General features: G+C 43.1%; 19 protein-coding genes. 11 read left to right on the plus strand and 8 right to left on the minus strand.

Going from position 1 to position 23,542, the window contains the following annotated elements; all coding sequences use genetic code 11:
• Positions 1 to 22: 22 nt before the first annotated feature.
• Both GO495_RS30350 and GO495_RS30355 read right to left on the minus strand, forming a co-directional pair.
• Positions 23 to 1,282, minus strand: a complete 1,260-nt coding sequence (locus GO495_RS30350; RefSeq protein WP_157303715.1) for a replication-associated recombination protein A — start codon at positions 1,280 to 1,282, stop codon at positions 23 to 25.
• Between the two features lie 9 nt (positions 1,283 to 1,291).
• Positions 1,292 to 1,819 (minus strand): hypothetical protein, encoded by a 528-nt coding sequence (locus GO495_RS30355; protein WP_157303716.1) that lies wholly within the window; start codon positions 1,817 to 1,819, stop codon positions 1,292 to 1,294.
• Positions 1,820 to 1,972: 153 nt separating this feature from the next.
• On the opposite strand from GO495_RS30355, the gene GO495_RS30360 reads away from it, so the two are divergent.
• The gene (locus GO495_RS30360; protein ID WP_157303717.1) at positions 1,973 to 4,015 is read left to right on the plus strand and encodes a M13 family metallopeptidase; all 2,043 of its coding nucleotides are present in this window, start codon (positions 1,973 to 1,975) and stop codon (positions 4,013 to 4,015) included.
• A gap of 102 nt (positions 4,016 to 4,117) precedes the next feature.
• On the opposite strand, the gene GO495_RS30365 is transcribed toward GO495_RS30360, so the two are convergent.
• Positions 4,118 to 5,572, minus strand: a complete 1,455-nt coding sequence (locus GO495_RS30365; RefSeq protein ID WP_157303718.1) for a glycoside hydrolase family 32 protein — start codon at positions 5,570 to 5,572, stop codon at positions 4,118 to 4,120.
• Positions 5,573 to 5,712: 140 nt separating this feature from the next.
• Between GO495_RS30365 and GO495_RS30370 the strand changes: the two genes are divergently transcribed.
• The 3 genes from GO495_RS30370 (at position 5,713) to GO495_RS30380 (ending at position 6,838) form a co-directional block, all read left to right on the plus strand.
• Positions 5,713 to 5,943, plus strand: a complete 231-nt coding sequence (locus GO495_RS30370; protein ID WP_157303719.1) for a hypothetical protein — start codon at positions 5,713 to 5,715, stop codon at positions 5,941 to 5,943.
• 11 nt (positions 5,944 to 5,954) lie between these two features.
• A complete protein-coding gene (locus GO495_RS30375) occupies positions 5,955 to 6,248 on the plus strand; it encodes a YHS domain-containing protein (protein WP_157303720.1) in 294 nt (97 codons plus the stop codon).
• Positions 6,249 to 6,430: 182 nt separating this feature from the next.
• The gene (locus GO495_RS30380; RefSeq protein ID WP_157303721.1) at positions 6,431 to 6,838 is read left to right on the plus strand and encodes a hypothetical protein; all 408 of its coding nucleotides are present in this window, start codon (positions 6,431 to 6,433) and stop codon (positions 6,836 to 6,838) included.
• A 164-nt stretch (positions 6,839 to 7,002) separates the two neighbouring features.
• Here the strand turns inward: GO495_RS30380 and GO495_RS30385 are convergent, their stop codons facing one another.
• From GO495_RS30385 to GO495_RS30405, 5 genes are all read right to left on the minus strand, one after another.
• Positions 7,003 to 10,245 carry a TonB-dependent receptor gene (locus GO495_RS30385; RefSeq protein WP_338075488.1) on the minus strand — a complete coding sequence of 1,081 codons (3,243 nt, stop codon included), beginning with the start codon at positions 10,243 to 10,245 and terminating at the stop codon, positions 7,003 to 7,005.
• A gap of 494 nt (positions 10,246 to 10,739) precedes the next feature.
• Positions 10,740 to 12,164, minus strand: coding sequence for a hypothetical protein (locus GO495_RS30390; protein WP_157303722.1), 1,425 nt, complete (start codon positions 12,162 to 12,164; stop codon positions 10,740 to 10,742).
• 89 nt (positions 12,165 to 12,253) lie between these two features.
• Entirely contained in the window at positions 12,254 to 15,085 is a 2,832-nt protein-coding gene (locus GO495_RS30395) for a TonB-dependent receptor domain-containing protein (protein ID WP_157303723.1), read from the minus strand.
• A 190-nt stretch (positions 15,086 to 15,275) separates the two neighbouring features.
• Positions 15,276 to 15,590, minus strand: coding sequence for a hypothetical protein (locus GO495_RS30400; RefSeq protein ID WP_157303724.1), 315 nt, complete (start codon positions 15,588 to 15,590; stop codon positions 15,276 to 15,278).
• Between the two features lie 220 nt (positions 15,591 to 15,810).
• Positions 15,811 to 16,641 carry a UDP-2,3-diacylglucosamine diphosphatase gene (locus GO495_RS30405; protein ID WP_157303725.1) on the minus strand — a complete coding sequence of 277 codons (831 nt, stop codon included), beginning with the start codon at positions 16,639 to 16,641 and terminating at the stop codon, positions 15,811 to 15,813.
• A gap of 243 nt (positions 16,642 to 16,884) precedes the next feature.
• On the opposite strand from GO495_RS30405, the gene GO495_RS30410 reads away from it, so the two are divergent.
• The 7 genes from GO495_RS30410 to GO495_RS30440 all read left to right on the plus strand — a co-directional run bounded on the left by GO495_RS30410 (position 16,885) and on the right by GO495_RS30440 (position 23,542).
• Positions 16,885 to 17,538: a DUF47 domain-containing protein gene (locus GO495_RS30410; RefSeq protein WP_089780752.1), complete on the plus strand. Its 654-nt coding sequence runs from the start codon at positions 16,885 to 16,887 to the stop codon at positions 17,536 to 17,538.
• A 55-nt stretch (positions 17,539 to 17,593) separates the two neighbouring features.
• Positions 17,594 to 18,598: an inorganic phosphate transporter gene (locus tag GO495_RS30415; protein ID WP_157303726.1), complete on the plus strand. Its 1,005-nt coding sequence runs from the start codon at positions 17,594 to 17,596 to the stop codon at positions 18,596 to 18,598.
• Between the two features lie 409 nt (positions 18,599 to 19,007).
• A complete protein-coding gene (gene rfbA, locus GO495_RS30420) occupies positions 19,008 to 19,877 on the plus strand; it encodes a glucose-1-phosphate thymidylyltransferase RfbA (RefSeq protein WP_157303727.1) in 870 nt (289 codons plus the stop codon).
• A gap of 57 nt (positions 19,878 to 19,934) precedes the next feature.
• Positions 19,935 to 20,963: a UDP-glucose 4-epimerase GalE gene (gene galE, locus GO495_RS30425; protein WP_157303728.1), complete on the plus strand. Its 1,029-nt coding sequence runs from the start codon at positions 19,935 to 19,937 to the stop codon at positions 20,961 to 20,963.
• Between the two features lie 46 nt (positions 20,964 to 21,009).
• On the plus strand, positions 21,010 to 21,975 hold the full coding sequence (locus tag GO495_RS30430) for a transketolase family protein (protein WP_157303729.1): 966 nt from the start codon (positions 21,010 to 21,012) through the stop codon (positions 21,973 to 21,975).
• A 76-nt stretch (positions 21,976 to 22,051) separates the two neighbouring features.
• Positions 22,052 to 22,603 (plus strand): RNA polymerase sigma factor, encoded by a 552-nt coding sequence (locus GO495_RS30435; protein ID WP_157303730.1) that lies wholly within the window; start codon positions 22,052 to 22,054, stop codon positions 22,601 to 22,603.
• A 105-nt stretch (positions 22,604 to 22,708) separates the two neighbouring features.
• Positions 22,709 to 23,542, plus strand: a complete 834-nt coding sequence (locus GO495_RS30440; RefSeq protein WP_157303731.1) for a hypothetical protein — start codon at positions 22,709 to 22,711, stop codon at positions 23,540 to 23,542.

Consider the following 23,542-nt stretch of genomic DNA (forward strand, 5'->3'; position numbering starts at 1 on the left):
CAGGGCTTCGTCCTGCATCCATTCAATAATTATACTTCTCTTTCCACAATGCTTTTAAATACTTCCTCAAATCATCCTCTCTGGGATTTCTTCCGGGATCATACAACTTCGCTCCTCTGATCTCATCGGGTAAATACTCCTGTGCAGAGAAATTATTCTCATGATCATGTGAATACTCATATCCCTTATGATAACCCATATCTTTCATCATCTTCGTAGGTGCATTACGTATATGCATCGGTACAGATAGATCTCCTGTTTTAGCAACAACGGACATTGCGTTATTAATCGCCATATAAGATGCATTACTCTTGGGAGAAGACGCAAGATAAGTAGTACACTGAGATAAGATGATCCTTGCTTCAGGGTAACCGATCATCGTCACGGCCTGGAAACAACTGGTTGCCAGCAACAGTGCATTAGGATTGGCATTCCCGATATCTTCAGATGCCAGTATCACCAAACGGCGGGCAATGAATTTCACATCTTCCCCTCCTTCTATCATTCGCGCTAAATAATACACCGCTGCATTAGGATCACTGCCCCGTACTGATTTTATAAACGCCGAAATAATATCATAATGCTGTTCCCCGGACTTATCATAAATAGCCACTCTCTGCTGGGCAATATCCATTACCTTCTGATCAGTGACCACGATAGGATATTCCTTTTGCAGGGTATTAGCTACCAGTTCAAAGAGGTTTAGCAATTTACGGGCATCTCCCCCTGAGATATTAAATAATGCCGTTGTCTCTTTCAGTTCTATTTTCTTACTCCCCAGCCATTCGTCTTTTTCCATTGCCTGGTGCAGTAACAGCAACAGCTCTTTCTCACCCAATGGTTTGAGTACATACACCTGGCTACGCGACAATAACGCTGCATTCACCTCAAAAGAAGGGTTTTCCGTAGTAGCGCCTATGAGTGTGATGATCCCCTTTTCTACAGCCCCCAGCAAGGCATCCTGCTGCGACTTATTGAAGCGGTGTATCTCATCTATGAATAATACCGCATGCCCCTGCTTACGGGCTACCTCTATTACTTCACGCACTTCCTTTACACCTGCGGAAATAGCGCTCAGTGTATAGAAAGGCACTTCCAGTGTATGTGCGATAATATTAGCGATAGTGGTTTTCCCTACGCCTGGTGGTCCCCACAGGATCATAGAAGGTATCTTGCCCTGCTGAATGGCCGTGCGCAGAATACTATCCTTACCGGTCAGGTGTTCCTGTCCCACCAGCTCGTCCAATGTCTCCGGTCTTAACCGCTCTGCTAATGGTTCCATGATTAAAATTTAACTTTCCAGGTTAATATCAATGTCGGTTGTATTATCCCTGTTCTTCCACTTGTTTAAAAAGTTGAACGACAGGAAAGTATTGCCGATGATCATCAGTCCGAATATGCCAAAGAATCCTATGATCACATTCATGGTACTGTTCAGCACTGCCGGTGTAATCTGTTTCTTTTGTTCTTCTGTCAGTTGCCCCATCTGTTTCCACATTTCTGCCATCACGGTATCATGATAAGCAATTACGACGTAGCAGGTGACAAGAAGTATGCCTGCATAAATAAGGGCAAAAGCACCCATGATCCAGATACCCGTTGGCGTACTTTCCTTCAGGGAGATGGACTTGTCCATCAGGCTCTTTTGCAGGTACAGGGAAAGGATGGAGTGAATGAATACAGCGCCTATCAAAATTAAAAATGCCAGTACCTGTACAGCCCCTGATAATAATGTCATTAATAACATCATCAAAAAGAATCCCGAGAAAAATAAGTTGATACTGGTAAGCGCTCTGAATATTTTAAAGCTAAATGTCATGCAATTCCGTTTTAACACACTACAAACCTACTAAACAGTAGGCAAACCACCCACTGTCAGCCCCTGCAAAACACCGTTTGTCAAAAACCCGCTCCCTCAAACGCCGTAGATGCCCTGTTTTAGCTATCTTCATAAAATAAACCTGTTTAATTTATGAAGTTACAACTCCCGTTGCTGGCTGCCGTTACTCTGATGACGGCCTGCAACACCAACACCACCACGCAGGCAGGGGCGGATTCAACCAAAATACCAGCCTTTGAATTAAGTTCAATTGATTCCACAGTTAAACCCTGTGATGACTTTGACGGATTTGTAAATGGCAACTGGAAGAAGAACAATCCCATCCCTTCTACAGAAAGCCGCTGGGGCGCCTTTAATGTACTGGACAAACAAAACAAGGAAGTTCGCCTCAAAGGCATCATCCTTTCGCTGGCAGACAAGAAAGACCTGAAAAAAGGTACCGAAGAACAACAGATCTCCGACTTTTACCGCTCTTTCCTGGACACTGCTACCATTGAGAAACTGGGTATTACCCCATTGCAACCTTATCTCGATAAGATCAATGCCATCAAATCATTTGCCGATTACGCAAAGGTTTCAGGAGAATTACAGAACATCGGTATCTCCGGTGCTTTTGGCTTTGGCGTAGACGCCGATGCCCGCAACAGTAAAATGAATGCGGTGTATGAAGGCCAGGACGGACTTAGTCTGGGGGAAAAAAGTTATTACGAAAGACAGGATTCCAGTACCAAAGACGTACGTAACGAATTCGTTAAACACGTCGACAAACAATTTACCCAGGCCGGTTTCAAAGATGCGAACCCGGGTGCTACCATCCTGGAATTCGAAACCAAAATGGCTAAACTGCAACTGACAAACGTACAGTTGCGCGACCCCGTTAAAACTTACAACAAAGCTCCTTTCAGCGAGCTGAAAACACTGGCACCGGATTACGACTGGGATACTTATTCCGATATCCAGGGCATCAAACCGGATACCCTGATCATCCAGGACAAGCCCTACGTAAAAGGCGTTGCCGCCCTGTTAAAAAGCACTCCGCTGGAAACACTGAAAACATGGATGCGCTGGCAGACACTCTCTCATTTCGCCAGTTACCTGCCTAAACCAATAGACAGCGAAAACTTCCATTTCTTTGCCACCGTTATGCACGGTACCAAAGCACAGAAACCCCGCCTGGAACGCTCTATCCGCGCTACAGACGGCATCATGGGTATGCCGCTGGGAAAACTCTTTGTAAAGCAATATTTCCCGGAAAGCTCCAAACAGAAAGTATCTGAAATGATCGAAAACGTTCGTACGGTGTACGGCGAAAGAGTAGATGGTCTTACCTGGATGAGCGATTCTACCAAGAAGATGGCCCACAAAAAACTGGCTTCCTTCACCTACAAGATCGGTTATCCTGATAAATGGAAAGACTACTCTACCATCGATATCAAACCAGGTACGCTGATAGAAAACATTGTTTCTGCCAGTCACTTCACACATAAAGAAACATTGGATAAAATAGGCAAACCGGTAGACAAGACCGAATGGGGTATGACACCTCAGACCGTGAATGCCTATTACAATCCGCTGAACAATGAAGTGGTATTCCCTGCAGGGATCCTGCAACCTCCTTTCTTCAATGCCAATGCGGATGACGCGATCAACTACGGTGGTATCATTGCGGTAATAGGTCATGAGTTCACTCATGGTTTTGACGACCAGGGTTCACAGTTCGATGCTGATGGTAACCTCAAGAACTGGTGGACAGACGCAGACCGTAAAAACTTTATGGCCCTGTCTAATAAGTACATCCGTTACTTTGATGGTATCGAAGTATTACCTGGTTTCCATATCAATGGTGCGCTCACCATCGGTGAAAACACTGCCGACTTAGGCGGTATTACCCTTGCTTACTATGCACTGGTAAAATCACTGAAAGGTAAACCGGAACCAAAACCTATTGATGGATATAACTGGAAACAACGTTTCTTCCTGGGCTGGGGTCAGGTATGGCATGGTAACAGTACAGAAGCTGCCCTGCGTAACCAGGTTCAGACAGATCCTCACTCTCCTGCAAGAAACCGTATTAACGGCCCGCTGCCTCATCTGAAAGAATTTGCTGAAGCTTGGGGCTGTGGTCCTGACAGCAAAATGGTACTTCCGGATAGCGCGCGTGTTGTAATCTGGTAGTAAACAGGAACAAAACGGCTTTTGATAAGGACTATCTTACGTTTATCCTACGTCTTTCAACGTAGGATAAACGTAAGATAGTCCTTATCAAAAGCTCTTCAATCACTTACCAAGGTCCCATATTCTGAGAGAATCTACTTTCACATTCCCCCTGTCTGCATAAATACTAATCCCTGTATCATCTTTACCCGGGAACAATAAAGTAGTATATACCATCTCTCCCCCATTCACAAATACTTCCAGAGACGATTTATCAAACAGTACCTGTATTCTTATCTTCTCCCCTGATACTGCCCCTGTATCCTTTCTGTTTACTTTTGTACTACTTACACGCGTACTGATATATAGATTTTTGCTTGCTATATCATATCCGATTTTTTCACCTGCCACAACAAATCCAAAAGAAGATGCCGTACCCGGTGTAAAAGTGGCATCTATCCAGTAACTATTACTATTGATCCCCTTCAATGCAAGCTCACCACTAACCGTAACATTCTTCTTAAATACTTTCTTAGCCGCAGGTAATTTATCAAGAGATGCATTCAACACAGCAGCGGGTTGTTGATATAAACGAATGCCTGAAGACGTTGTCTTCAGCATTAAATCCCTTGGAATAGACATCTGTCCTCTCCAGGGATAAGTCCCGGTTTCAAATGGCATCAACCAGCCCAGCATGGTCTGTGTATGTCCCGGCAGATTATTATAAGGGATAGCCGCATAAAAAGTTGTCCCATAATCAACAAACAACTGCACATCCGCCGGATTATCATTCTTAAACGTCTTCCCGTCAAAATCTCCGGTAAAATATTGCATACCGGTCGCTGCATCGGGATTCCCGGAAGATACCATCAGCAACCATTTCTTCTTAGTACTATCCCCATCCACGAAAATCGGAGTCAAGGAAGGGCATTCCCATATCTTACGGTTATCCCCCTGTTTACTGAACTCACTCAACAATTCCCACTTCTTTAAATCAGCAGACCCATAAAACTGTACTTTTCTGTCATCGGGCACAGCCACCGTCATTACCCATTTATCTCCGACCCTTATCACACTGGGATCACGGAAATCCGGCCGTTGTATATCTATCACAGGATTACCTGCGTAGTTGGTATAAGTAAGCCCCCCATCATTGCTGTAGGCAATAAACTGGGACTCCTTTTTCTGTTTAGGCTGATCTGCTGTGTAAATAGCTACGATCGCATTTTTACCGAAACCACTCGTATTAGTAGCGTCCAGCACTGCAGAGCCTGAGAATATCCAGGTAGTGGTATCCTTACCTTCTTTTTCAGGAATAGCCACCGGCAGGTGCTGCCAGTGCAACAAATCGCGACTGGTCGCATGGCCCCAGCTCATATGTCCCCATTTGTTTTCAAAAGGATTATGCTGATAATACAGATGATAAATACCATTAATGTAAATCAACCCATTAGGGTCATTCGTCCAGTTTTTAACTGGGGTAAAATGATACACTGGCCGCCATTGCGGAGTAGACGTATCCTGGGCATATAACAATACTGGCAGTATCGCTAACCAAATGGCAAAGAGTTTTTTCATAACAAGTGGTTTTAGATTAAAAGGATGAAAAAGTTGGCCCTTCCCATCATAATAAGTTAAAAATAGCGTTTATATAGATATCAAAGGATTCCCCCTGTTTTTAAACTTTTGCCGTAAATTTGGGATCAAATCTTGCTAATATGACCGGCCTTATTAAACAATATCGTACTGAGATCCGTAATATCTTCATTATCGCCCTCGTTGGACTGGCTTTACCTTATTTACCCAAACTGGGTGCAATGATACTGACCGTTACAGGACTAATCATTTCCATGGCCCTGCTGGCAGGCGTTGTGATAGGAATGTCCCTGAAAGTATACTTCAGGACCCTGGTAATGCGTATTACTAAAGATAACGAGGCTACCGCCTGAAAACTGGTATTATGATAAGAACTTTCTATATCTGCCTGTTGACAGGATTATTAGCGGCTTGTAATGAAGCCCCTAAAAAAGGGATACCTGCGGAAACCGCAAAACCGGCTGAACAAGCTCCGGAACCAGCGCAAACAGCGGCAATAGCCGGTAAGTTCCCGGATGCAGTTTGTGGAATGCCTTATGATACAGCCTATCATGAATGGAGTGTCTATAAAAAAGATACCCTTCATTTCTGTTCATCGACCTGTAAGCGGGTATTTGATAAGAATCCTGAGAAGTACGCTTCAAAACTGGGCCTTTAAATAATTAATACCGGCTCCCCAACCAGAGCCGGTATATCATTCGTTTAGGCTTCGAAAAACAGCGCCATCATTTAGAGTTTCAGGCCACCCTGTTTTATCCTAATCGACCACCTGCCCCTTTTTGTCGCCGACCAGATGTAACATAGTCAACCGTTTCACGTCTAATATATAAACTCATATGCATGAGATCACTTTCTACCACACTGCTGCTACTCTTCCTGCTGTGCAGCTGTGAGAAAAATGATACAGAGGCTACCCCCTCTATAGATGTGACAGGCACGTGGCAGCTTTCCGCAAAGATGCCCTTTCCTGATACTACATGGAGCGCTATCGCTTCTACAGACTCTGCATCTTATGTATTCGGGAACAATGGTCAATTCTCATTTGACGCAAAAGCACATCACGTCACAGGTGTTTATAAAGTACTGGCAGATGGTAATGGGGTAAAACTGATTATCACAGGAACAGACTCCCTCTCTCAATATCTTCAGGTACAAAAGTCAGGTGATTCCGCCATCAGGGTGGATGACTGGCTAAAAGGCATTTCCCAAAAGGGTTATGCCAGTAAGATGTTCAAAAAGATCAATTAAATCATACTGTTATATAAAAAAGAAACGTCCCGGGAGTATTCCCGGGACGGTCAATTAAAACAGCTTATGAAAATCTACGCTTACGTTCAAATTTGATATGCTAAAGATAACCTCCCTATATTACTTCACTGTTATCCCAGCATTACCAGCGTATTAACAATTACTTAGAAGCTATATCTTAAACCTAACTGCATCTGGTGTCTGCTTGCAAAGAAATCCTTTGAATACGGAGTACCAGGGTTAGACCAGGTATACACCGGATATGCAGTAGGAGTACCAGCAGTAGCAGTACTTAAACCTACGCTTGCAGTTGAGTTAAATGTATTTGGTGAGAAGTACTGAACACCCCAGTTCTTGTTCAACAGGTTAGTCAGGTTCACGATATCATAAGTAAGACTAAGTGTGTGTGTAGCCTTACCAGCCTTAAAGTTGAAATCCTGTGTGAAACGGAAGTCAGCCTGTGTATTCCATGGAGTACGTCCACCATTACGTTCTGTGAACTGGCCTTTACGTTTGCTCAGGTATTTATCACCTTCTACATAAGCAAAGAACGCATCAGCCATGCTCTGGTTAGCAGCAGTAAAGAACTGACGGGCTTCCGCCTGGTCCTTTGGAATGTACGCTAAACTTACCTGCTGTGGTGTACCCTGTATAGTAGTATTTACGAAACCATAAGTGAATGGAACACCTGAAGAGGTATTAAAGAATGCAGCGAAGTTAGCAACGAAACGACCATTGTGCATCCAGTCAACTTTGTAGTTAGCAGTCACTACGATACGGTGACGGATATCAAAGTTGGAATAAGCCAGTTTAGGATTATTCGGGCTCAATGCCTGGTTTAACTGCCAGTTAGATTCCATTGAGTTACGGATACCATTGGTGATGTCTTTAGACTGACCATAAGTATACGCTGCAGATGCATTCAGACCCAGTTTGAAGGTTTTGCTAACCTGACCGGTAATACCATAACGGTATCCTTCTTTAGTATTAGATAACAGGTAAGCATTGGTAAACTTAGAGTTGATCTTTGCTCCACTGTAGATAGGCTGTTGTTTCTGCGTATCATAGATCATGTAGGTAGGATTATCTACCAGGTTCACCTGCTGGAATTTCAGATCATAAATCGTCTTGGTATAAATACCTTCCAGGGTAAAGCGCCATTGATCAGGAGTAGAATAATCCAATGCCAGGCTGCTTCTCCACATCTGCGGCATCTTGAAGTTGTTGTCTATTAAGTCTACCTGTGTAGCACCGGTAGCATCATGTACATTCACTCCCTGTCCTGCAACAAACTGTGCAGCACCCTGATTGTTTACATTAACCGGATTGGTACCTGCTGCAGGAGCATCTGTTGCACTGGTATAACCGAATTTCTTATCATAAGCACCGTAGCTGGTACCATTGTTATAATAAGCATAACCTAACCATGCGAAAGGAATACGGCCGGTGAATAAACCGGTACCACCACGTAATACCAGGCTCTGATCACCATTGATATCAAAGTTAAATCCTAAACGTGGAGAGATCTGCACATTGTTCAGGTATTTGTTCCTGATATCTTTAGGTTTGGTGTAAGTATAAGTAGTACCGTAGTTTGCGTCCTCAGTTGCATTTACAGTCTTGTCGCTCAACGCTTGCTTATTAGGCAGGTTGGTGTAGTCAAAACGGATACCCGGAGTGATCTTGAAACGATCAGATACCTGGATCTCATCCTGTGCGTAAACGCTGTACAAACCAATCTTGAACTTAGCTGATGGATTATCCATGATATAATCACGGGAGTTATCAGTGTAGTTAAAGTTACCACGTACGCGGCTGGGCTTGTCTGCCAGGAAGTCTGCAATAGTTTTATAATCCACACGGCCATTCCATGAGTTTACAAAACCATAAGTGATGTTGTAAAACTCGTTATGTGTACCGATAGTGATATTGTTCCTGCCTTTGAAGATGCTCACGTTATCAGTAAATTCAAACGTCTTCTGCTTCATGTTAAAGATAGCAGCTTCACGGTCTGTACCTAAGAAGATAGTACCCCCGTTAGAAGCGATCTGGATCTGAGGTAAAGAAGGATCAGAAGTCGGGTTACGGTAATCATGAATATTAGAATAACCAACAATCAAACTGTTTGATAAAGTATTTGAAAAATGGCTTTTCAATTCTGCTACTGTAGATGACTGGTTATTTACCTGTTTGTAATCTATACCGCTGAAACGGAAGTTCTGCTGGTCACGTTCCAGGTTAGTAGCCTGTGAAGTGATGGTATTGTTACGGATAGATAACTGGTGTTTATCATTGATATTCCAGTCCAAACGGTTGAAGAACTTATTAGAGTTGGAATAGATACTGGTATTACCATAAGTTCCCGGGTCATATTTACCGGTTTTAGTAACATCCAGGTCCAGCATATGCTGTCTGATCTGCTGTGCCTGATCTACGGTCAGCAGTTTCATATCTGAAGAACCTGCACCTAAGATAACAGGGTCATTCCTGCGGGTGATCTCTTCGTTAGTGAAGAAGAACAGTTTGTCTTTGATGATAGGGAAACCTAAACGAACACCTGTCTGATAATCATGAAAATCAGAAGGCAGTTTGGAACCGTCACCTGCATTGTTCTTACCGATCAGGGAAGCATTACGGCCAAAACCGTATACGGAACCATGAAACTCATTGGTACCGCTGCGTGTAACCGCATTGATACTACCACCTAAGAAGTTACCGATCTTTACATCATAAGGAGCCAGTAACACCTGTATGTCCTGTACTGCATCCAGAGATACAGGATTAGTACGGGTGCTGCTTCCTGGCTGACCAGAAGTGTTACCCTGTCCACCCAGAGAAGGACTGAATCCAATCGCATCATTATTAATAGCACCATCCAGGGTTACGTTGTTATAACGGTAGTTGGTACCCAGGAAGGAGTTGTTATTACTCTGAGGAGTAGCGCGGGTAAAATCCTGAAAACTGCGGTTCAGGGAAGGCAGTGTTTTCAGAGCGTTCTGTCCTACGCGGAAACCACCGGCTTTACCAGTGTTATTTCCTTTTACTACTACTTCACTTAAAGCAGTAGATTCGTCAGCCAACTGGAAATTAAAGGTAGTGCTACCTAATCCCAGGTTCACATTAATCCTTTCTTCTTTTTTATATCCGATAAAAGTTACTGTAATGGTGTAAGGACCACCTGGATTCAGGTTGTTGATCAGATAACGTCCTTCTGCATTTGTTTGTCCGCCATAACGGGTACCTGTACTGGTATTTACAGCTAATACGGTAACCCCGGGAAGCATTTCCCCTTTTGCACTCACTACTTTACCCGTCAGTTGGGAAGAAGTGATCTGCGCTTTTAAGTTGGTTGTTGAAAGTATAAGGATACTTACAAATAACACGAGTGAAGAGTAAATCTTATTCACGTCTTTATTAATTTTGACGCAAACCTATCCCTGCTACATTATGCCAATGTTAACACAATATTAAATTAATGTTAACACATACGCATACGTATCACTATCAACAAATTACAGATTGATTTGTTGAATATGTATGGTAAAATTTTGTTAAGATCTGAACCTTTTCAGTGCAGAAACGGCATAGGCATACTTACTCTCTAAAGGAAAGTGCTGCATGATATACAAACAAAACATTACCGGGAATCGATAAAGTGCGGGAGAAGATCCAGTTCGCATTATAGGTTTTCTTACTCTTTCGCAGGTATCAAAAATAACTATCGTGTGTTAAGAGAGTGTTACCCCAATATTAACTTTATCAATTATGAGTGTTAAATTTTATATCAATGTTGAATGCTATATATACAACAAACGTAATAGGTTCCGGACGGAGCTGTAACGAAAAAAGGCTCTCTGCATACGCAGAGAGCCTTTTTTATATGTACTAGCTATTCCCTTTATTAGTAAGCGTTCGTTTCTGCAGTTGCAGTAGCCCAACCGGAAGTCCAGTCAGTAGTACCATCAAATGCACCACGGTAATCTACAGTTGTGAAACCTGTAAGACCATCAAATTTAGCACCGGTTAATGCAACAGAACCAGTACCCAGCAGGAAGCTCGGAGTACCTACAGTAGTTGCTACAGTAGCAGAGAATTTGTAAGGATCTTTCAGTAATACATCTGCAACAGTAGCCTGGGTTGTTGTGCTGCTTGCAGCTAACCATGTATTATAAGCAGCAGTATTAGCAGTCATCCACTCACCTTTAAACGGAGTTGTACAACCTGCAATGATATTGTATTTAAATACCAGTTTACCATCAATAGCATTCTGTGAAGTAGCAGAAGGCACAGCAACTTTACTGTCATCGATGTAAAGACCAACCGGGAAACCAACCAGGATAGAGTTGTAAAGGCTCATTGCAGAGTTACGACGGATCTGTGCTGCGTGCTGGAAGTTAGCATCAACTGATCCACTGCTACCGCTCTGGAATGGTCCAACGATAGTCATGTTAGAGAAGATAGCAGAAGTCTGAGGAGCATTTACAGAACCATTTGCATCGTTGTCTGATTCAAAACCATTAGAACCGGATTGGTCCGCAATAGTTTTGTAACGCTGTGCAACACCAAATTGTACTTTACCGGAGAAACCGTTGTCAGTATCAAAGTCATCATCTTTAGAACAGGTAGCAATCAGGTGATCGCAGTTTACACTACCACCAAACCATTCGAAAGCATCATCACCTGAACGGTAAACCTGGATATAACTGATCTTGGTACCACTACCAACACCACCCATTGTTAAACCGTTGATTTCGTTATCCGGAGAATATGCAATACCTGCAAACTCGATACGGATATATTTCAGAGAACCTGAATTGTCAGCATCATCAGTACCACCGTACCAGATATAGGTTTTTTCATCACCACCGGCAGGAACAACCAGACCACCTTCGATCTTAGCTTCACCACCAGTTGGGTTAACCTTTGCTTTACCCAACAGGATCACACCACCCCAGTCTCCACTGCTACGCGCACCAGCTGCCTGAGAAGAAGTGAAGATGATTGGTTTTGCAGCAGTACCTTCTGCCATCAGTTTACCACCACGGGAAACTACCAGTGTGCCTTTAGTGGCCTTATCTCCCAGGATAGTTGTACCTGGTTCTATGGTTAAGGTTACACCGGATTTTACATACACAAAACCGTTCAGTATATATTTCTTGCTGGCTGATAATGTCTGGTTAGCAGAGATGTCACCTTTCAGTGTAACATATGCACTGCTGTCAGTACCGTTATTATTACCACCAGTGTTGTTGTTATCGTCCTTGCTGCAGGAAGACAGAATGCTTAAAGAACTAAGCGCGATTAAACCAAGTAAATACCTTTTCATGGAAATGTTTCAATTGTTTAAGAATTCAAAAATAAGTTCGCCGTATGATGTATTTGTTAACTAACTGTGATGTATATATTAAATATTTCTTATTTAGATAACCTGTAGGTATACGTAAGTGTAAATGTGCTGCCAGGGCGGAATTGCTGTAACAGATAATCTTCACCTGTACTGATGGATCCCTTCTTAAAAGTAGTGTTGTCCCATTTGTTATTACCGTTCTGATCATAGTAGAACTGGTACTTTGCATTCAGTATATCTTTTACATTTAAACGAAGACTGCTATGCCTGCTCATATTCAGACTAGCCTGGAAATCCAGCAGGTCACGGGGGCTTTCATAAATATTCCCCAGTTTACCGGAACCATCAGCACCACCGCCTTCTCCTACTAAATACAAACGCTGTCCGATACGATTGTACAACAGGTTAAAACTCACTTTATCATTAGGCAGTGCATAAGACAAACTGGTATTGATCACATAATTTGACTGTCCTGATAATGGTCTGTCCTTCGCATTCACAATTGTATTATCCTGCACGACAGATTTGATGTAAGCGAGGTTCGCATAGAAAGTAGTACTCTTCAGGAAACTGTTCTCAGCAAGGAATCCCAGCTTCTTACGGATCTCTATCTCAGCGCCTACATTGTAGGCACTTGGAAAGTTGTATGGAGTAATATCATACTGACTTAAACCTGCGGAAGTAACTTTATTTTCTATCGGATTAGTGAAGTGTTTGTAGAATACAGAAGCAGAAAATATTTCGCCTGCTTTAGGGAACAGTTCATAACGGATATCTGCATTATCGATCTGGCTGCGTACCAGTTTGGTATTACCATTGATCAGTGAGGACATTTCATAATCATAGTAAGACAATGGTGCAATCTCACGCAGTTCCGGTCTAGCAACTGTTCTGTAATAAGAAGCACGCAGGTTAGAACTTTCATTCAGCGAATAAGTGAAATTCGCAGAAGGCAGGAAATCTATCCAGGTATTATCCAGTTTAATAGCAGGATTGTTTACAGGGGATTTCAGTTGCAGATTAAAGGATTCCATACGCACGCCCCATACCAGGCGGATACGATCAGAAAAACGATTGTCAACCTGTGCATAACCCGCTCCTGTTAATGTGTTGGCTTTATATTGATCTGCATCAGCAGTAATATCATCCAGCAGATAATAACCATCATTGATAGCATCATTACCATACAAAGTGGCGATCGGACGTTGTGCGATTTCACTTCCACCTTCTTTCAGTTCGTCCAGTTTCATACCAATGTAACGTGCGTGAAATTCACGGCTACGGTATTGACCTAACGCACCGATCTTTAATGAACTTTTATTATTCATGAAACGGAAGGGATGCGTATAATTTACATCAGCGATATAAATATTTTCATTCAGATCAGAGAACAGCCGGTTATTGGCTTTACCAATGGTACTTACATCTGCCACCATTGCAGCAGTTGGATTATCAATCGCCCTGCCGTAAGATACTTTACGCTGATCCGGCTGATTGTTCGTTACCTTGTTATAAGATAATAACCAGTTGATCTTACTCTGTCCTTCACCTATCTGATGATCACCTTCTACTGCTGTTTTGAATAATGATTTCTGTATAAGGTCAAAAGCATAATAGTTAACGTACTTGGAACTGCTGAGGTTATCGCCTTCACGGAAAAGGAAGTTATCATCAAAGATCCTGTTGTACAGGTTCTTCCATACGATCTTATTCTTACCCGCAGAATAGCCGAAGTTTAATACCGCTCCCAGGTTGGAAGAGTATTTATATACATTGTCTGTATAATCGTAGTTGTCATAATGCCTGGTCACATCTTTCATCACTGTTTCGTTGTGAGAATAAGTGATAGCGGCAATCATACCTAAGCTGGCATCTTTTTTAGTCGTCCAGTGGTCTCCCATGGTAGCCTGTAGGTTCACGGCAGGTAATCCGTTCCTTTCTTTGATGTTGTAATCGTTGTTCAAAGACTTTTCAACATTCTGTTGCTGTGCAGGTGTCAACTGATTATTGATGATCTGGTTGGTAGTAGGGAAGCTGGAAGGCAGCTGACGTTTACCATTATCAAATCCCAGGAAGTCAGTACTGCTTTTATAGCCTGTTTTAAAAGGCTGGAAAGTAGCTACAGTATTAAATCCTGTACCTACGGAGATATCGAAGAAATGTTGTTCCGGAATTTCTTTTGTCTGGATATTGATCACACCACCTGCAAAGTCGCCCGGCAGGTCTGGTGTAGCCGACTTGGTGATAACGATGTTATCGATCATGTTGGCAGGAATGATATCGAAAGAGAATGCCTTACGGTTAGGTTCAGTACTTGGCAGGCTGGCATTGTCAATCATTGCCGCGTTATAACGGTCGCTCAGTCCGCGTACAATTACGAACTTGTTATCCTGGATAGTAGTACCGCTTACGCGTTTTAATACTTCACCGGTGCTGCGGTCGGGAGACTTTTTGATCACATCGGCAGAGATACCGTCAGATACGGAAGCGCTGTTCTTTTGTGTAGTGTATAATGCATTGATGGTTTCCTGTTTGAAAGACCCTCTGATCACTACTTCCTGCAATTCTTTTGATTGTGGTTCGTCCATGATCACCGGCAGGCTTACGGGAGTACCGGCTTTCACCACTACTTCGCTGATAGCTTTTGTCTGGTACCCCATGTACTTGAATTCGAGGGTATAGGTACCCGGAGCAACATTCAGTGTGTAATGACCTTCTACATCCGTTACAGCCCCATTAGAAGTACCTTGTACGATAACGGTAACGCCTATCAGCGCTTCACCCGATTTTTTGTCGGTTACCTTTCCGGTTATTTTCCCATTATCGGCTACGGAAGCATGCAGTGCAGTACATAGAAACAGGCATACACATAACAGTGTGGAGACAATAGATTGTTTCACTCTAAGTTGGATTCGTTCGTTGATATAGATTGATTACGGGCACAAAAGTATGGCCGCTGTGTTACCGCATTGTTACAACAAGGTTACCAGAATGTTAATTGTTAAGGAATAATTAAAAAATAGTTAACAACTCAGGGAAGGGAGATATGGTTCACAGGATATACATAATATAGGTTAAGGGTACGTTCATTTAACAGGAAGGCTGCGGGCCTTGTCTGTTATTTAATAATCGTTCAAGTGTAAGATCGAATTGTGCATTATACTCACTACCGTTTTTATAATGATCACTAACGGCAGCGATTAATTGAAAAAGATGCAGTCCTTTATTTGTGAATGGCTTATTATCCTTATTGCACAATTCCAGGGTAAAGTTGAATCTGTCTTCCAGTTCTTCTTCAAACTCTCTTAAACTCAATGTTTCATCAATCGGGAACTCTATCAGAATCTCTTCGGGGAATCCTGCTTCCTGCAGCGTATCAAAAGCATTGGCAATTGAGTTACGCATGTTATATACGGCTATATTACATGAAAGCAATCGTTGAAACTGCATCTGCAATAGGGATATAGTCATCAAGGGATGTAATTTCAATACTTTCATTGTAAATTAAATATTAGCATTGCCAGTCTAACTAACTGTGTAACAACTGTACAAACTTAACTGATGTCTATTACCGGAATATTAAGCCGTTGATAAATATATGTTAAATCAATGCGTTATGTAAAGACTACTGATTCGGGAAACTAATCACTTTGGAGATATCTCCCCATGGCTGATTAGGATCTTCTTCCTCTTCAGGTAATACTACGCGGCTTTTGCTAACCGGATACTGGTACAAGCTCCATTGTCCGGCGGTATATTCCAGTGAAGTAAGACTCTCTACCCAGTCGCCCGAGTTCAGATACAAGACTGGCTTGCCATTATGCTGCATTTCTTTAATAATAGGCTGGTGGATATGTCCGCAGCATACTACGTCAAATTGTTTGTCCACAGCTATTTCAGCCACTACCTGTTCGAAATCAGAAATAAATTTCACGGCCTGTTTTACGCCGTTCTTTACTTTTTTGGAGAAACTCATTTTCTCCTTACCCATGCTTTCCAGGATATTATTCACCAGGCGGTTGAGGATAATGAGCAGATCGTAGCCCTTACCACCCAGTTTTGCCAGCCATTTGGAGTTTTTCATGGTAACGTCGTACACATCTCCATGGAAGAACCAATGTTTTTTGCCATCTACTTCCAGGATCAGTTTATTGTCGATCGTGAGATTACCCAGTCCGAAACCTGCGTATTTACGCAAAGCTTCGTCATGGTTCCCTGTCAGGTAGTAAACATCCGTTTTGCTGGTCATTTTCAGAATGCGGCGGATCACCTTGGTATGGGACTTGGGGAAGTAACGTTTGCTGAATTGCCAGATATCGATGATATCTCCGTTCAGAATCAGCACTTTAGGATCAATGCTATCCAGGTATTGGATCAATTCCTTTGCGTGACAGCCATAAATTCCGAGATGTACATCGGAGATTACGACTATGTCTAATGGGCGTTTTTCGGACATTTTAGCTTGATTGAACCGGATGTACCGGTCCTTTGTTATTTATTTTATGAAAAAAAGTTCGCAGTTGACGTTGCATTGTTGTAGGTGATAAATCCTTTATGGGCAGTCAATTCTACTTTGCAAAGGAAAAAATGCTATATTACTTTTATATTAATACAGTGTTAAGGAATCATTAATTATAATTTTTTCTTGGAGGTATTGCCCCTGGAAAGCTATTTTTGCGCCAAATTCAAACTACACCGTATGGGAGGCTTCAATTCTTTTGTCAAACTTTTTGTGCCTAAAGACCGGGTTTTTTATTCATTATTCGAAGATGTAGCCGCTAACCTCGTAGAGATGGGAAAAGTGCTGATAGAGCTGGTAGGATCCACAGATCCTGCTGTACGCAAGGATAAAACCCACCTGATAGAAAGGCTGGAGCATAAGAATGATGATTTTACACACCGCATATTTGTGGAATTAGGGCAGAACTTCATTACTCCCTTTGACCGTGAAGATATTCACCACCTGGCAGCTACCCTTGATGACGTAGCTGACTATATCCATGGTTCTGCTAAAAGACTAGATCTTTACAGAGTAGTGGATATCAATGACAGTGTACGTAAACTGGCAGATCTCATCCACCAGGGTACACTCGAATTACATAAGGCTATTCCTGAACTGCGTACCATGTCCAACATGCGTATCATTACAGATGCCTGCGTAAGGATCAACAGCCTGGAAAACCATGCTGACGACATCTATGACATGGCTATCGCCGATTTGTTTGAGAAAGAAGCCAATAATGCAGGAGAGCTGCTTAAAATGCGCGAAATATACCAGGCACTGGAAATTGCCACGGACAAATGTGAAGATTGCGCCAATGTGATAGAGTCAATTATCATAAAGTACGCATAATCAGTAGATTGTGTAATTATATGGCCAGCCTGTTTTCAACGCAAACAACTTTCTAATGACCTTACTAGTTATCATTATCATACTGGCATTCATCTTTGACTATATTAACGGGTTCCATGATGCGGCTAACTCAATAGCGACGATAGTTTCCACCAAAGTACTGACCCCTTTCCAGGCAGTATTGTGGGCAGCCGTGTTCAACTTTGCAGCATTCTTTATTTCCAAATACGTATATGGTGAGTTCAAAGTAGGTAATACCATTGCTAAATCCATTTTTGAACAGTTTATCACGCTCAGGGTGATCCTCTGTGGACTGATAGCTGCCATTTTATGGAACCTCCTTACCTGGTGGTATGGTATCCCTTCCAGCTCTTCACATACACTGATTGGTGGTTTCATCGGGTCTGCAGTAGCTGCGGCACACGGTTCCTTTGATGTGATCAACTATGCCAAAGTATTGCCTATCCTGTACTTCATCGTACTGGCCCCCTTCATAGGGATGGCCGTCGCCTTTCTCATAACGATACTCATTCTCAATATCTGCCGCAAGGCCAATCCCTACCGGGCAGAAAACTGGTTCAAACGCCTGCAGCTGGTTTCATCCGGTGCTCTGAGCCTTGCCCATGGCGGTAACGATGCTCAGAAAGTAATGGGTATCATCGCAGCAGCGCTGGTAGCACATGGTACGATCGATAATATTGCCGACGTGCCCAACTGGGTACCTTTCTCCTGCTTCGCAGCAATCGGTTTGGGTACCATGAGCGGTGGCTGGAAAATCGTAAAGACAATGGGCTCCCGTATTACCAAGGTAACCCCACTGGAAGGTGTAGCGGCAGAAACTGCCGGTGCTATCACCCTTTACCTGACAGAATCCCTGGGTATTCCGGTAAGTACCACACATACCATCACCGGTTCAATCATCGGTGTGGGTGCCACCAAACGTCTGTCAGCAGTACGTTGGGGGGTAACGGTAAGCCTGCTCTGGGCATGGATACTCACTATCCCTATCAGTGCATTGGTAGCCGCCCTGGTATACTTCATCTCCAATTTATTCTTCTAGGCAAAACACAACGCATTTTGTAACAAGACATAATAGGCTCCGTTAGGAGCCCCGTGTTTGTAGATAATGTAATAAAGAACAAATTTGACTCCGTCAGGAGTCTCCTAAAGGCGAAGAAAGGAGACTCCTGACGGAGTCCGGCTTTTATCCTTTAATGTGTTTTCTACAAATACAGGGCTCCTTACGGAGCCTTTAGTCTCTCCTAATAGCATACTCCCTCTTTTTAAAACCGGCCTGCCACCCGGCTTTATACATTATTTCTTCCCTCAGCAACATGTTGTTAAATAACTATATACACCTGTTTTTCCCATCTTCTGATATTTTTTTCCTTTTTTAACCGGCAGGCACCTATTTTTGTACGGTTTTTTGGAAAACCCTTAACTTTTTTCAATCATATCAATTATCGACCATGAAAGGTATTATACTGGCCGGCGGTTCCGGAACACGCTTGCACCCGATCACATACGCTATCAGCAAGCAGATAATGCCAGTGTATGATAAGCCGATGATCTATTATCCACTGTCCACGTTAATGCTGGCAGGCATAAAAGACATCCTGATCATTTCTACGCCCCACGACCTTCCGGCTTTTAAAAGGCTGTTTGGAGATGGTAAACAATATGGACTTAACCTCGTATACGCAGAACAGGCTGTCCCTAACGGACTGGCGCAGGCATTCGTGATTGGACGTGATTTTATCGGGGATGACAGCGTTGCTCTTGTATTAGGTGATAATATATTCTATGGCGCAGGACTGGGTACCCAGCTGGCCAACAATATCAACCCCGATGGTGGTATCGTATATGCTTACCAGGTGTCTGATCCGGAACGTTATGGTGTAGTTGAATTTGATGCGCAAATGCAGGCCGTTTCCATAGAAGAGAAACCGGAACACCCTAAAAGCAGTTATGCTGTTCCCGGACTTTATTTCTACGATAACGAAGTCATTAAAATAGCGGCTGATCTACAGCCCAGCCCACGTGGGGAATACGAGATCACTGACGTGAACAGGGAATACCTGAAACGCGGTAAACTGAAAGTATCCATCCTTCCCCGCGGTACTGCATGGCTGGACACAGGTACCTTCGACTCCCTCATGCAGGCTTCACAGTTTGTGCAGGTGATAGAACAAAGACAGGGAATCAAAATTGCCTGTATAGAAGAAATCGCATACCGCCAGGGCTTCATCACCCGCGATCAATTAAAAGAACTGGCTAAACCTTTACTGAAAAGCGGCTACGGTCAGTATCTGGAAACAATACTTGATCAAAAGCTGTAAAAGACATTGGTTATCCGTAATTTGTAATCCTAAAACTTTTCAAAAAATATAAAACATATGAAGGTTCTCGTTACAGGCGGTTGTGGTTTTATCGGCTCCCATACGATTGTTGACCTCATCAATAATGGCTTTGATGTAGTGTCTGTAGACAGTAATATTCGTAGCAGCACATTATTACTGGAGGGAGTTGAAAAAATAACTGGCAAAAAGATCCGCAACTACAAGGTAGATCTGTGCAACCTGGAAGATACACATGCTGTGTTTCACGAAAACCGTGATATCGTTGGTGTAATCCACTTTGCAGCACTGAAAACCGTACCGGAATCAGTAGCAGATCCCTTATTCTATTTCCAGAATAATCTCACTTCCCTGGTAAACGTTTTGAAATGCGTGAAGGAGTTTAATATCCCTAACATGGTATTCTCTTCTTCCTGCTCTGTATATGGCAACACTACAGAACTGCCGGTAGTGGAAGAAACGCCGTTAGGAGAAGCACAGTCTCCCTATGCACGTACCAAACAAATGGGCGAGCAGATCATAGAAGACTATAGCCGTGTAAATGATACGCAATCCATCTTGCTCCGTTATTTCAACCCGGTTGGCGCACACCCTTCCGCATTGATCGGTGAACTGCCCCTGGGCCGCCCGGATAACCTGGTACCCGTAATCACGCAAACCGCTATAGGAAAAATCCCTAAACTCACCGTGTACGGACACGATTACGATACCCGCGATGGTTCCTGCATCCGCGACTATATCTATGTAATGGATATCGCCAATGCACATACCAAAGCCATGCAATACCTCATAGACCAGCGTAACACAGACAACTGCGAAATCTTTAACCTGGGTACCGGTAACGGGGTAACCGTACTGGAATGTATCAAGGCTTTTGAAAAGATCTCCGGCGTAAAACTGAACTACGACCTGGGTCCCCGCCGTCCGGGAGATGTCATCGCTATCTATGCCAATAACTCCCGCGCTAAGAAATTATTGGGCTGGGAACCTAAAACAGGCATAGAAGATATGATGCGTACAGCCTGGCAATGGGAAGTTGCATTGCGTGACAGAGTATTAAACAATTAACTTTCTCACATTAATTATTACTTTTACGATTCAATATTAAAAGGCTATGGTAAAAGATATTCAACCTTTAAATGAGAAGGAAACCCGCGCAGGATTCGGAGAAGGTATCCTGGAGATAGGACGTAAGAATCCAAACGTGGTGGCATTAACGGCTGACCTGCTCGGCTCTATGAAGCTGAACGCCTTTATCAAGGAATTTCCTGATCGCTTTGTACAGTGCGGCATCGGAGAAGCTAATATGATAGGCATCGCTGCAGGTTTAACCATTGGCGGTAAAATTCCATACACAACTACGTTCGCAAACTTTTCTACCGGTCGTGTATACGATCAGATACGCCAGTCCGTGGCCTATTCCGGTAAAAATGTGAAGATCTGTGCTTCCCATGCCGGTTTAACACTGGGAGAAGATGGTGCTACCCACCAGATCCTCGAAGATATTGGTATGATGAAAATGCTGCCAGGTATGACTGTTATCGTTCCATGCGATTTCAATCAGACCAAAGCCGCTACTATGGCTATAGCAGACTACGAAGGTCCCGTTTATCTCCGTTTTGGCCGTCCAAAATGGCCTAACTTCACAGCTGTAGACCAGAAATTCGAAATAGGTAAAGCACAGGTCCTCCACGAAGGAACTGATATCAGCCTCTTCGCTTGCGGTCACCTGGTTTGGATAGCCGTTGAAGCCGGTAAAATACTGGAAGAAAGAGGTTACAGCGTTGAAATCATCAACATCCACACCATCAAACCACTGGATGAAGAAGCAGTACTGAAGTCTATCAACAAAACCGGCTGTGCCGTAACTGCTGAAGAACATAACGTACTCGGCGGACTGGGAGACAGCATTGCACAGGTGGCTGCGCGTAACAATCCTATTCCAATCGAATACATCGGTACCAACGATACTTTCGGTGAAAGCGGTAATCCATTCGAACTGTTAAAGAAATATGGCCTGGATGCAGACCATATCGTAAATGCAGCAGAGAAGGCAATCGCCAGAAAGAAAGCAAAATAATGCAGACTCACATTAAACTTTTTAATAAAAAAGCCATCTCATAGATGGTTTTTTTATTAAAACCATTTAACCTTATATGGGCATTATTCAGGATGACAAAACATTATTGGCATTATACCGTGAACCTGAAACCAGGGAAAGAGGATTTACATACATCATCCAGAAATACCAGGAAAGGTTATACTGGCATGTACGCCGCCTGGTATTAGATCATGATGATGCTAATGACGTACTCCAGAATGTGTTCGTAAAAGTATGGAAGAACCTGGAAGGATTCCGGGAAGATGCACAGCTCTACACCTGGCTGTATAAAATAGCGACCAATGAGAGCCTCACCTTCCTGGAAAAACAAAAAAAGAACACATCCGTATCCCTTTCAGATGTGGAAACAGGCCTGAGCAACACCTTAAAAGCAGATAGCCAGTTTGATGCAAATAAACTGGAGTGGAAATTACAACGGGCCATCTTAGGACTGCCCGAAAAGCAAAGGATCGTATTCAACCTGCGGTATTATGACGAGATGCCCTATGAAGAAATGAGCCGCGTATTATCAACCTCAGAGGGCGCGCTCAAAGCATCCTACCACCATGCCGTAAAAAAGATCGAAGAATTTATCAAAAATGGCTAAAAATGCGACATCTTAGTACTTTTATAGGATGAAGACGAAAATTTTGAAGACGAAAGCCTGATCCCATTTAAACTATTGCCTGCTTTCAATGTCTAAAACAGCAAGATGATATCCAGAGACAACGATATTGCGAACGAACTGCAGGAAATTATTCCTGGGGCTGCATGGCCCGGACTGGCTCCCACCTTTGGTGAAGTGCCCGCCGGATATTTCGAGCAGTTACCAGCTAAGATCATGCAAAAGATAGAACTGGAAGAAATATCTCCCCTGCTGTCAGAGATTCCAAAAATATGCCCATTATCAGCTCCTGAAGGTTATTTCGAACACTTATCAGGGCAGATCATGCAGAAAATAGAACTCGAAGAGCTCTCTCCCCTGCTGGCAGAGCTATCTAAAACATACCCGCTATCAGCTCCGGAAGGCTATTTCGGGCAGTTATCAGCACAAATCCTTCATAAAGTACAGGTACAGGATGAACTGGAATCCATTTCTCCCCTGCTGTCCGGAATACCTAAACAGTTTCCGCTATCTGCACCTGAAGGGTACTTTGATCAGCTGACTGCCAACATCTTAGCTGATATACAGACACCTGCGAAAGTAGTGCCTATGCGCCCCCGCCGTACATATCTGAAATGGGCTGCGGCGGCCTGCCTCATCGCGATGATCAGCGCGGGTACATTATTCTTTATGCAGAATAAACAAAAGATCGTTAACCCTGTTGAAGAAAATGCCCTGGCAGATGTAAGCGATCAGGCAATAGTAGAATACCTGCAAACACATATGGATGCCTTTGACAAAGAAGAATTGTTGAGCCTCGCATCCCTCAATACTGCAACAAGCACAGTTGCGCTGCCAGAAACCAGCGAACTGTCCTCAGAAGCTATCCAAAGTTACCTGGACAACACAGGTTTGTTAAAAGAAAGTTCAATTGACAATTGA

This window comes from Chitinophaga oryziterrae (genome assembly GCF_009758125.1).
Lineage (GTDB): Bacteria > Bacteroidota > Bacteroidia > Chitinophagales > Chitinophagaceae > Chitinophaga > Chitinophaga oryziterrae.